This is a genomic window from Colwellia sp. BRX8-4 (assembly GCF_014077345.1).
Taxonomy (GTDB): Bacteria; Pseudomonadota; Gammaproteobacteria; order Enterobacterales; family Alteromonadaceae; genus Colwellia_A.
Map to the genome: position 1 here is coordinate 169,844 of NZ_JACGVS010000007.1, position 11,984 is coordinate 181,827.

Here is an 11,984-nt window from a genome sequence, read left to right on the forward strand (position 1 = left end):
ATGCAAGCGATTAGCAAAGCAGTAAAAGCGTATCTAAAGCAAGCACAGAGACTCTATCGAGGTTAACGATGAACAAAAAATTAATGCATAGTGCCAAGCAAATCAAGGTAAACAAACCAAATAATTGTTTACGATTAAGTGGCTTAGCACTAGCGATAATAACAAGCCTAGCAGCGACATCAGCAGTAGCGGAGCAAACATCAGCAGAAGATGAAGCTATTGAAGAAGTTGTTGTTAAGGTAAGTCGATTAAAAGGTACGGCGAGCGCTATTATTGAAGAGCGTCGCAACCAAGCCTTTATCGCCGACATTTTAGGTGCAGAGCAAATTTCACGCACCGGCGACAGCGATGCCGCTGCCGCATTACGACGTGTTACCGGTGTGACATTAGTTGATGGTAAATTTATTTATGTACGTGGTTTAGGCGAACGTTACTCAAGCACACAGTTAAACGGTGCCGCTGTACCCAGCCCAGATCCGACACGTAGTGTTATACCTCTGGATTTATTTCCAGCGTCAATTATCGAGTCTTTATCTGTACAAAAATCCTACTCACCTTCAATGCCTGCGCATTTTGGTGGTGGTAATGTTGATATCCGTTTAAAAAGTATTCCAACAGATTTCCTTTTTAATATCTCTGGAAATTTAGGTGGCAATAGCGAAAATTTTGACGATGGTTACAGCTACAATGGTGGCAGTGATGATTGGCGTGGCCAAGATGATGGAACTCGCGCAGCACCCAAAACATTACAAAAATTATGGAAAAATTACAGTCCATTAAAAAATATTAGTCAAGATGAAAACCGTGCAATAACCGCGCAGCTTAATCGTGATTACGATCCAGTTAAAGAAAATATCGCCCCAGATTTTGGCCTTGATATTGCGCTCGGTGATAAATTTGAACTGGGTAAATATCGCTGGGGATATTTAACCTCTTTATCTTATGACAATGAATGGCAAGTAAGTGAATTATACGAAGGTCAAGATTTTCGTAATAACACCGATGATTCATGGAGTTTAGTACGAGGTTTTGACCAAGTTACCTCAACGGAACATTCAGTAAAATGGTCTGGACTGCTGAACTTAGGTGTAGAGTATGACCGAGATCATCGCCTTGATTACAGTTTCATTGTGCTACGTGATACCGCCGACGAAATAAAAGACAAACTGGGTAATACTAACAATGTATTACTCAGTGATGGTTTGCGCATTCGAGACAGTGACGTTAGCTACGAAGAGCGCGAAATGATCGCTAATCAGGTTCGTGGTACTCACAATCTGCCATGGTTGTGGAACATAGGTTTTGATTGGAAATATTCAGACGCTCGTTCAAGTCGTTACGCACCGGGTAATGTTTCTACGCGCTACATACTCAGTGATGAAAACGAAGATGGTACTTTTGATCTTACTAACGAAAGTAGTTTACGTAAGGCTTCAACCGCTACCCGTTATTCTTTTCAGGACTTGGAAGATAAAGTAGAAAACAGCGGTTTTAACCTATCTTTACCCATAACTTTTTCGCAATCAGAACTAGAGCTTAAGTTCGGTGGTGATTTTATTGAAAAAACCCGTGACGCTTTTTCCAGACGTATCGATGTTAATACCTTAGCCTTTGAAGAACTGAGTCTTAGTGGTAATAAAATGAATGATATTTTAACAGACGATATTATTCTTAATCAGCCATTACAAGGCAGTGAAACGGTTATACGTGACACCTCTGTAATGGGCGATGACTATTATTCAGCACAAATGACCGATGCTTACTACTTTGAGGCAGATTGGTTTATTGACAATACTTGGCGTATCAGTGGCGGCTTTCGCTGGGAAGATTACCGTCAAGTCGTCGCACCTTTAGATCCAGCAACCGGTCGTTTTGATTTACCACCACAACCAACAGAAGAAGATTTATCGAAATTAGCCTTTCAAGAAGATGATATATACTCGGCGTTAGCGCTTACTTACATGATGAGTGAAGCTGTTCAGTTTCGTTTATCTTATGGTGAAACCACAATACGCCCAGATATTCGCGAGGTTGCGCCATCAACTTACCTTGACCCGCTAACTGGATACCCTATTCGAGGCACTGCTGGTATAGAAACCACGGATATTAAAAACTACGATCTACGTTGGGAATGGTACTTAGATACGGGAGAAAACTTGTCAGTAGGGTTATTCTACAAAGATATGATAAATCCGATTGAATCAGTACAATCACCAGGCCAAGATGGCCCTCCGCTTATCGTTATTGCTAATGCAGACGACGGCGAAGTTTATGGTATTGAGCTAGAGTTTATGAAAGATTTTGCCTTTTTGGGTGATTTTGCTGGTATGAATGGTAACGACTTTTTCTTATCAGGTAACGTAACCTTAAGTGACTCTGAAATAAACATCAACACGCAACGCGTTGTTGAGCAAACTGGGGTTTCTGCCGCGATTACTAATCCGACGCGTCGAATGACTGGCCACTCGCAATATGTGGTTAATCTCAATTTAGGTTATGATGCGCCAAATGGTAATCACTCGGTGACAATGGCTTATAATGTCTTTGGTGAACGTATTATTATCCCAGGTATTGAAGAGCAAGATGATAAGTATGAGCAACCTTTTCATTCACTTGATATGGTATATACCTACTATCCTACCTATTCAACAACGTTAAAATTCAAAGTACAAAACCTACTTGATGAAAGTAAAGAAATAGAGTTTTCTGATACTTTATTTCGTAGTGAAACGAAAGGCATTGCTTTTGATGTTTCCTTTAAATGGGATTTTGATTAGTTAGTTAAATTATTGCTGGCGTTTTACAACCCTGCAAATAGATGAATTGAGACCACCCCAAATTATTATTAGTTAAAGGAGTGGTCTTGTTATTTTTATCATAATAACTGCCCGTAAATTTGAGCTAGATTAAAAACATTATTGTCTTGATATGACTTGATAGATCACTTAACCGGCTCTTTCTTTAGCTATAGTGCCTAAGGTTGGCGAGGCAATTATTAATTCATCAACTAATTCACCTAATACTTTTCTCGGCAATTTTTTAATAATCATTTCACCGACATCATTAGCGTTGCTTGCTGCAGCAAAAAATAATATATTTTTACCGTTACAGGTTATTTCATCAAAAATAGAGCGTATTTTTATACGTTGTGCTTTTAATAAAGAGCGGAATCTCCTCTTATCGTCAGCCGCGACATACTCACAAATGTTTTGAGCCATATTATAGGCCATGACCTTGGGTGAGTACGATTGTGTTATTAATAGTAATATTATTGAGGCGATGCCCGCTGCTTTATATCTCATCATTAATTTATTCCTCAAAGCGTCACTTATTAATTTCATCAGTTTATCTAAGTGTAGCTATTAATTTTTTTATTACATTATGATTTTTTTATTTTGTTAAGTTATTAAAGATAATTGGATTTTGTCTTTTGGTTGAGACTCTAAAGGCGAAGCTTTCTGTTAAAAGCTATGTGGAGAAAAGAAATGATTTGCTACTACGAATAAAAATAGTGGTTAGCGCCTTTTTAAAGATCTAAAAGGAAAAAATGACTAATGGCTTGAGCGCAATTATTTTCTCTTCAAGTATTGTTAAGTGAATAACATTTTTAAATTCGAATAATATTCTTTAGTATTCCGTCTAAAATTCTTGATTTTTTGGTCTGAATGGCCAATTGTTTTGGTAAAATATAGTAATAAATAAGTGAAATGTGTTAATTTTGTAACATAGAGATATTTAATAATAAGCGTGGAAAGTGGCATTATGGTAAGAGTTTTTAATTACAAAATAATTTCTGTTTTAATGATTCTTAGTTCCTTTGCCTGTAAAGCAAGCAATACAAACTTTCTAGTGATTGATGTCGATAACAAACCATTGTCTAATATAGTCGTTTTCGCTGAGCCAGAAATAAAACCTACCGTGGCAGAGAGTACTTTGTCGGTTCCTTATACTGCTATTATGGATCAAGTTAATCGACAATTTTCCCCCCACATCCTAGTCGTTAATAAAAATACTAACATTGATTTTCCCAATTCAGACAGAATAAAACATCATGTTTATTCCTTTTCACCAGCGAAAACTTTTGAAATACAACTATACCGTGAGAAAAAATTAGACCCTCGTTTGTTTGATAAAGTTGGAGAAGTGATCCTAGGCTGCAACATACATGACTGGATGGTTGGTTATGTTTATGTTGTTGATACCCCTTGGTTTGGCAAAACTGATGGTGAGGGTAATATTAATTTAGCACTCCCAGATGGAAAATACACACTGAAAATATGGCATCCATTACTCCAAGAGGCTGATCAATCTTTTACTCAAAAAATAACGGTTTCTAGTCATACGAATATCACCATTAATGTAAAAGAGACGATGAAGCCTAGATATGCAGCCTATGAAGATGATGATGAATTAGATGACTATTAATTTGAAATCATTACAAAATCGTATTTTAGTACGATTTATATTTTTATTGATGATTTAGTCGCACTAGTAGTCAAGATTTTCGAGCCGTTTTTTGATATAAATAATATACAATTAGATGTCTCGGCCAGTATGGCAATAGCAGTATATCCAGAAGACTCTATTAAAGCTGATGGCCTAATGCAATTTTCTGATATCGCTTTTTACGTTTGTAAAGATAAGTACAATATCTATAAATTATGGTGCTTGAACTTATTACAAGTAATGAAGATAGTATTATTATTAAATCGATCACTGATTTAGCGCACAACTTAGGATTAAGTGTTGTAGCTGAAGGCATTGAAAATAAATAAAGTCTTAAGATGTTGAATAAAATTGGTGTTGAAACAGCACAAGGTTACTTTATTAGTAAGGCGATTCATGGCGGTGAGTTTTACCTTAGTTACTCAATTATGAGGAAAATAATGCTTAGTACAACAAATAAAACACTATTAGCCACCTTTATTCTATTGAGTTCTGCAGTTAATGCTGCACAAATAACGGTTAAAGGGGTGATTGAAGCAGGATATATTAAAGCCGATTATCATCAGCCTTGGTTAAATAGCTGGCAGGAAGAAGGCGTGGGTATATTACGGTATAACGACGACGATAAACTGATGCTAACACAAGCGGCGATAGAAATAAGTGGCGACTTAATTTCTAATGTTAATTTTGATCTTGTCGCCAATTACAATCCTGATGGTGAAAAAAGCATCGGTTTAACAGAAGCTTACTTTACTTATTCGCCATTAAATAAAGGCTTAAAACATCAAATTAAATTCGGCATGTTTTATCCTCAAATGTCACTCGAAAATACATCAACCGGATGGACAAGTCCTTATACATATAGTTTTTCAGCGATTAATTCTTGGATTGCAGAAGAGCAAAGAACCTTAGGTGCTCAGTGGTCAATCACTCGAAGTGGAAGAAAGCATAATAGCCCTCATAGTTATACCGCATTAGCCTCTATATTTAAAGCGAATGATGGCTTAGGCAGCTTGCTTGTTTGGCGTGGTTGGGCACAGCATAATAGGCAAACTTTTTATAATGAAGCCGTTGTCTTTTCTGATTACTTTTCACAGCAAGACATCCCTATTAATACGCCTAATTTTGTTGAGCCTTTTATTGAAACAGATAGTAAATGGGGATATTACGTTGGAGGGCATTGGCGTTATCTAAAACAAACTGACGTGAGAGTTTATTACTACGATAATAGAGGTGATCCAAATGCCATTGAAAAAAATCGTCAATATGCTTGGAAAACCCAATATTATTCCGTTGCCATGCAACATAAATTTACAAGTAACTTTAGGCTGTTAGCTCAGTATTTATCTGGTGATACCGGTATGGGCAGTCAAGAAACAGGAGTGTTTACTGATATTTATTCATGGTATGTGATGTTTAATTATAAATTAGGATCACATAGATTTTCACTACGCCATGACCAATTCAAAGTAAAAGAAACTGATCAGAACAGACAAGACCCTAATGACAGCGATGGTGATAGCCTTACGTTGGCATGGCGATATCAACTGGATATAAATTGGAATGTAGGCGCTGAATTTATCAACTCAACTTCGAACAATGAAAATAGAACTTTATGGGAAAGTCGAGCAGCGGAACATAGGCAAAAGCAATATATGGCAATTGTACAATATAAATTTTAATTGAGAATAAACAGTTGGCTAGTTTCGCTTCGCTTTATACTTTAGCCAACTACAATCTCCCCCTTAATAGGGCGTTATGTGAACTTCAACCTGTAGAGTATAAAAGGAATAATATATGTCTTATGTCGATGGTTTTGTTGCCGCAGTACCAACAGTAAATAAAGAAAAGTACATTGAACATGCGAAATTGTCTGCGGTCGTATTCAAAGATCACAGAGCACTTAAAATTACTGAAAGTTGGGGAGATAACGTTCCTGATGGTGATATTACATCCTTCCCTATGGCTGTAAAATGTGGCAAAGATGAAACTGTAGTTTTTTCATCTGTTGTATGGCCAACAAAGGAAGTTCGTGATGCTGGTTGGGACGCTATTATGGCAGATCCTAGAATGCACCCAGATCAAAATCCAATGCCCTTTGATGGTAAACGTTTAATCTACGGTGGTTTCGAAGTTATTTTAGAGGAATAGCACCGAGATATATTTCACATAACAATGCGTTCAAACAGATAAATAACAGCTGGCTGTTTTTTGTGCCTGACTATTTTAGCCAACAATTAAAAGCCTCTTAGTGGGGCGTTAGGTAACTAAGGAAGTATGGCATATATCGATCTATTAATTTTTAATGCACCGATATTAATTTTATATTGGATATTTAGTGTGAGTAAAACCAATATTAAATCAGCCAAGTTTGTTTTGTATTCTTGGTTCGCTTTGTTATGCATTTTATTAGTTATTGGTGCAAGTGTATGGAGTGAAACCGACGAAGTAAGTCAAATAGGTTCTGCATTGTTTTTATCTTCTTCTATTTGGCTAGTTGGTCCATTCCTTTTCTTAGCTTCAACTAAGTCTTGGAACCATTTTGTCATTATATTTACGTCACTTATACTCGGCTCTATTTCATTATTCTGTTGTTTTTTTATTTTAGCATCGTTAAATCAGATCTGGGGTTTGTAATCGTTACATAACAGGCCACTTAAGCAAGACAAATAACAGCTGGCTGTTGTTCGTGCTTCACACATTTTAGCCAACTATAATTTTCGGCTTAATGCGGCGTTGTTAAGCGTAAATTTATGTCTGTCGGCTATTTGTCGGCTATTTGTCGTCTGTTTGTCATTACCGACAGTATGCCCTTGGTGTATAGTGCATCAGCATTCAACAATAAATGGAGTTACCTGTGAAATCATTAAGACTCGAAAAACGCTGGTCTCAAGAACAATTGGCGCAACTAAGCGATTTAAATGTTCGCACAATTCAAAGAGTAGAAAAAGGAGAAAGCATTGGAACTGAAACCTTGAAGTCTTTGGCTGCGGTTTTTGAAATCTCAACTGATGAGCTTATATGTGCTATAAATAATGAAAAAAATCTCCAAACAGAAGGGGATGCGGATATGATTAAAGATCATTCTCAGCACAACAAAGCAAAAGAGAAGGTTAAATCTATAAAATATTTTTATACATTCTCGGCACTTTTAATTGCAGTCTTTCTCCTATTTATGTTGCCTAACTACAATGATGGAGAAAATTTAGGTCCATTGATTGTTGTATTCTTATCTTTTGGTGCGCTTATTGCTGGCCTCGCTTTCCAGGTATTTCAACCCTTTGGTGAAGAATGGGAAAAAGAAAAAACCTCCCAGATTTTAAATCAACAGAACAAGGGAAGTAGCTCTAGTTCTGATCACTAAATAGACAAAAGGCATATAAGTCATTCAAACAGGGCAAATAACAGCTAGCTATTTGCTCCATCGTCGCTTATTTTAGCCAAGCATTATTTGCCTCTTAATGGGGCGTTAGAGGTAAAAGGAAATATCTTGTCAATCAACTATTCAAATTACACATTGGATGAATTATTTGATGTTAACCAAAATATCGATAAAGATAAATTTCCTGAGCGATATAAGCAGTTATGTGAAGAAATTCAACGAAGAAAAGAAAGTGGAGAGTTTGAAAAAAAAGCCCAAGAAATTGAAGATCAGGAAGACGAGGACGATGATGAAAATGAATTTATCATTGATTTCTCTGCTGAGGGAAATGGAAAAAAGCGTAAGCTGTTCATTTTGGGTTTTATCTTAATCAATTTAGCTGTACTCGCCTTTGTATTACCTAAATATATAGTTACTGATTTAACGAACATACATGAATATTCAACAAAAATTGACTTTGTTGAATGTCATAAAGAAGAAGTGATAGATGATGAAACGGATAAAGTATATTCATACTTCGATCTTAATATTGGCTCATACCAAGATACTTTTTCAGCAGTTGGTATTGGTGAGGGTAAGTGTAAAAACTTAGCACGAAGTTTAAAGGTTGGATCTAATGTTTCTATTTGGCATGAAGATGGATTAATCCATCAAATAAAATCAAAAAATAACATTCTACTTCCATATGTATATATGGAACCCAAAGTACGAGAGTTAAAAACAGAGGGGGCAAAATTATATTGGTTTGTCTTGTTGGCGTTGTGGGTAGTGTTATTTAAATCAGTCGCTAATGCTGTTGTTCCGGGGACGTTTACCTCTAGCAAGCTATTAAAGCAGGACAAATAACAGTTGGCTTATACTCCTTTGTCGCTTATTTTAATCAACGGTGTTTTGCCTCTTAACAAGGTGTTACATTTCAAAAGTGGGTTGTCATGTTCGCAGAAGTAATCTTTTCATCGGATAACATATTTCTATCAGGTACGCTTACTGTACCTAAATGTGACGCACCACCACCTTGTGTAATTATGGTTCATGGCAGTGGTGCTCAAGATCGTGACGGGAATATTTCAGGCTTCAACACTCAAATCTTTAAATACATTTCCGACTTTTTGGCTGAACAAGGAATTGCTTCTTTTCGTTATGACAAAAGAGGCTGTGGAAAAAGTGAAGGCAATTTTAATATTGCTGGCTTATCTGAAATGGTTGAAGATGCATGTGCTGCAATTGACTTCATTAGCGAGCAAACAGATGCTGTAGATTCAAAGGGAATTTATCTACTCGGACATAGTGAAGGAGCTGTTTTAGCTCCTGAGATAGCGTCTAAAAAGCATAACCTTGCAGGTATATTGATGTTATGTGCCAGTCTAAGAAGTTTTGAAGAAGATGGAGTCAAAAACGCTGAAATATTTAATCGTGATTTAAACAAAATGACGGGAATAAAAGGAAAATTAGCCCGATTGTTTCTATATTCTAAAACCCCATTAGAGACCATGATAAAGCTTAGGCGTAAGGTTGAAAAAACTAAAGCTAATAGAATATGGGTTTCTTTTTCTAGGGTGAGTACGAAATTTTATCGAGAGACTTTTAACTATGACGTTAAATCGTTCTTGAAAAATACAGAGCACCCAATATTAGCGATTGGAGGCAGTAAAGATTTTCAGTGCCATCCCGATGATACACTTTTAATACCAAGTATTTCTTCAAGTCAGTCAGATGTTCATATAATTGAAAACATGGATCATATGCTCAGGGTTCAAACAGAAGAGTCATCAATACTGAGCTATGCTAGCTCATGTAATGAGCCAATAGTTAAAGAGGTTAATGAGATAATTTGTTCATGGATTATTAAACAGAAAGATAATAAGTCACTCAAGCAGGACAAATAACAGTTGGCTTATACTCCTTTGTCGCTTATTTTAATCAACGGTGTTTTGCCTCTTAACGAGGTGTTAGTTTTGATTGTGCACAATCGAATAAAGGAGTTTGAAATCGATGTCCCGCATAGCGATAGTCTATTTTTCTAAGAGTGATGTCACAGGACAACTTGCTAAAGCAATAGCTTTAGGTGCTAAACAAGAACATGGAATAACTGTGCTTGAACATAAAATTGAAGGGCGCGAAATCCTTGAAGGAAGATTTGAAAACGAAGAGTTATTCAAAGCGCTAAAATTATGCGATGCGATTATCTTTGGAAGCCCAACATATATGGGAAGTGTATCAGCTCAATTCAAGGCTTTTGCGGATGCTTCAAGTGAACATTGGCAGAGCCAAGAGTGGGCTGATAAAGTCTCTGCTGGATTCACCTCTGGAACAGGCCTAAATGGTGACCAATCAAGTACTTTGCAATACATGGCCACTTTAGCAAGTCAGCATGGTATGTTGTGGGTGAATATTGATGCTTCATATGGAACAGATAGTTCCACTTTAAATCGATTAGGTTGCCAATTAGGAGTCGTTTCCCAAACGACTAATAGTGTCGCACATGAAGTTGATCTTGCAACGGCAAAGCACTTAGGTCGTAGGGTTGCAAAACTTACTCTTCGTTTAAATTAGAAACATAATAAGAAATTAAACAAGGACAAAAAACAGTTGGCTTTTTGTTCACTTCGTTCATTTATTTTAGCCAACTAGTTTTGCCTGTAAATTGGGCGTTATTTGCCTTAGAGCATAGGAGTGTTAATGAAATTATTGATCAAGTTTTGTGTTGTTTTAATCCTTTTACTAAATACAACATCTTGCGTTACAACATCAACCTATGGATCAACCTTCGAGGCTATAGCTAAGACTAACGATATTTATACTTTAAAAATTTACTACGGAGGCCCACCTCCCCAATGGGCTACAGATGTAAACTTTCAAGAAGGAACTGATTCTGCTTTATATGAAAAAGCTATGGCGTTTATTGCAGAAAATCCAGAATATAATAGCTATAAAGTTGTTGATATTGAACATAGTCATATCCCAAGTTACTACAGATATAGTGTTCATTTTCTTCGTAATTAGCAAATAACAAGGTATTCCAAAGGACTAAAAAAGCTGGCCATTGCTCGTGCCTCGCTTATTTTAGCTTCTGAATGGGCGTTAGGTATACAGATAAACAAAGGTGCAATATGGATATTAAGCTTGGCGAATTAAGACATGAAGCTGTAATTTCTTTGTTACAAGAACATCATGAAGATATGCTAGCTCACTCACCTCCAGAAAGTGTTCACGCGCTAGATTTGCGTGCACTTGAACACCCCGATGTAACGTTCTGGAGTTTATGGGTTAATCAAGATTTAGCTGGTATTGGCGCTATAAAAGAACTTGATAAAGATCATTGCGAGATAAAGTCTATGCGCACATCGACCAAGTTTTTACGTAAAGGTATTGCTCGTAAGATATTAGAGCATATCGTTGAACAAGCGATTCTTCGTTCGTATAAAAGATTAAGTTTGGAAACGGGTACTATGGATGCGTTTATTCCAGCACAAAAACTTTATCAACAATTTGGTTTTCAACCATGTGCCCCTTTTGGTAACTATCAAGAAGATCCATATAGTATGTTTATGTCAAAGGCTATTGAGTAAATGTGTGACACATAATATCAACTGTGAAGTGCGACAAAATAGCGATGCAAAACCTGAATCGAATCAACTTTAACCAAAAAAAATTACTAAGCTACCCATAATAATGCTACGCAATAATAATGCTCTGAAACACTGCTATCCATTGGCCAACAACAATGCATGTATTTCATCTTGTAAGCCTTTGCATATCGATTTTTATAGATGTTGATTAAATGAATGAATTTCAGGCAAGCTTTACTTCTCCCCCAAGGTAGCTGTATTTTTCTTGTGGTTATCTTGCTGTCTTAGTGTGGTCTTTGAATTTAGTTAAGTTTACGCGTTATTCAAACAAGCTTGGGCATTTGCTTTACCGTGTGCGCGCTTTAACCCCACGTGCTCAGTAAATTCACACAAATGCTCTGCGGTGCCCACCGCGCCAGTGAATATACCTTCAAAGTTTGTGGTGAGTTTGAGCCAACTTTTATCGCTGATGTGAAGTCTTGACAGTATATTTGCGGTTTTGTTATCGATAGCGCCTCGTTTGTCTGCTCTTATTACGCGACCTGTTTCATCTACAAGGGTTAAATAGTCCTTCAAGCTAAAGCGGA

Annotated in this window: 12 protein-coding genes and 1 pseudogene; 11 read left to right on the forward strand and 2 right to left on the reverse strand. The window is 36.7% G+C overall.

The annotated features are described in order from the left end of the window. Positions 1-83 precede the first annotated feature (83 nt). The gene (locus H4J56_RS08410; RefSeq protein ID WP_182259178.1) at positions 84-2,777 is read left to right on the forward strand and encodes a TonB-dependent receptor domain-containing protein; all 2,694 of its coding nucleotides are present in this window, start codon (positions 84-86) and stop codon (positions 2,775-2,777) included. 168 nt (positions 2,778-2,945) lie between these two features. On the opposite strand, the gene H4J56_RS08415 is transcribed toward H4J56_RS08410, so the two are convergent. Then, on the reverse strand, positions 2,946-3,305 hold the full coding sequence (locus tag H4J56_RS08415) for a DUF3718 domain-containing protein (RefSeq protein ID WP_182231074.1): 360 nt from the start codon (positions 3,303-3,305) through the stop codon (positions 2,946-2,948). 496 nt (positions 3,306-3,801) lie between these two features. Here H4J56_RS08415 and H4J56_RS08420 point away from each other — a divergent pair, with 496 nt between their 5' ends. The 10 genes from H4J56_RS08420 (at position 3,802) to H4J56_RS08470 (ending at position 11,397) form a co-directional block, all read left to right on the forward strand. After that, positions 3,802-4,425, forward strand: coding sequence for a methylamine utilization protein (locus H4J56_RS08420; protein WP_182243839.1), 624 nt, complete (start codon positions 3,802-3,804; stop codon positions 4,423-4,425). Positions 4,426-4,784: 359 nt separating this feature from the next. Beyond that, positions 4,785-6,128 carry a hypothetical protein gene (locus H4J56_RS08430; protein WP_182259172.1) on the forward strand — a complete coding sequence of 448 codons (1,344 nt, stop codon included), beginning with the start codon at positions 4,785-4,787 and terminating at the stop codon, positions 6,126-6,128. A 115-nt stretch (positions 6,129-6,243) separates the two neighbouring features. Then, positions 6,244-6,597, forward strand: coding sequence for a DUF1428 domain-containing protein (locus tag H4J56_RS08435; protein WP_182259173.1), 354 nt, complete (start codon positions 6,244-6,246; stop codon positions 6,595-6,597). A gap of 126 nt (positions 6,598-6,723) precedes the next feature. Continuing rightward, positions 6,724-7,083 (forward strand): hypothetical protein, encoded by a 360-nt coding sequence (locus H4J56_RS08440; RefSeq protein WP_182222835.1) that lies wholly within the window; start codon positions 6,724-6,726, stop codon positions 7,081-7,083. A 220-nt stretch (positions 7,084-7,303) separates the two neighbouring features. Continuing rightward, positions 7,304-7,810: a helix-turn-helix transcriptional regulator gene (locus H4J56_RS08445; RefSeq protein WP_310733774.1), complete on the forward strand. Its 507-nt coding sequence runs from the start codon at positions 7,304-7,306 to the stop codon at positions 7,808-7,810. 126 nt (positions 7,811-7,936) lie between these two features. Then, positions 7,937-8,674, forward strand: coding sequence for a hypothetical protein (locus H4J56_RS08450; RefSeq protein ID WP_259368172.1), 738 nt, complete (start codon positions 7,937-7,939; stop codon positions 8,672-8,674). Between the two features lie 86 nt (positions 8,675-8,760). Continuing rightward, positions 8,761-9,714: a S9 family peptidase gene (locus H4J56_RS08455; RefSeq protein ID WP_182259174.1), complete on the forward strand. Its 954-nt coding sequence runs from the start codon at positions 8,761-8,763 to the stop codon at positions 9,712-9,714. A 106-nt stretch (positions 9,715-9,820) separates the two neighbouring features. After that, positions 9,821-10,381: a flavodoxin family protein gene (locus H4J56_RS08460; RefSeq protein ID WP_182259175.1), complete on the forward strand. Its 561-nt coding sequence runs from the start codon at positions 9,821-9,823 to the stop codon at positions 10,379-10,381. Between the two features lie 126 nt (positions 10,382-10,507). Next, on the forward strand, positions 10,508-10,831 hold the full coding sequence (locus tag H4J56_RS08465) for a hypothetical protein (protein WP_182259176.1): 324 nt from the start codon (positions 10,508-10,510) through the stop codon (positions 10,829-10,831). Between the two features lie 107 nt (positions 10,832-10,938). Beyond that, positions 10,939-11,397: a GNAT family N-acetyltransferase gene (locus H4J56_RS08470; protein WP_182222831.1), complete on the forward strand. Its 459-nt coding sequence runs from the start codon at positions 10,939-10,941 to the stop codon at positions 11,395-11,397. Positions 11,398-11,709: 312 nt separating this feature from the next. Here the strand turns inward: H4J56_RS08470 and H4J56_RS08475 are convergent. Further along, positions 11,710-11,984, reverse strand: a pseudogene (locus H4J56_RS08475) (transposase); the annotation flags it as partial.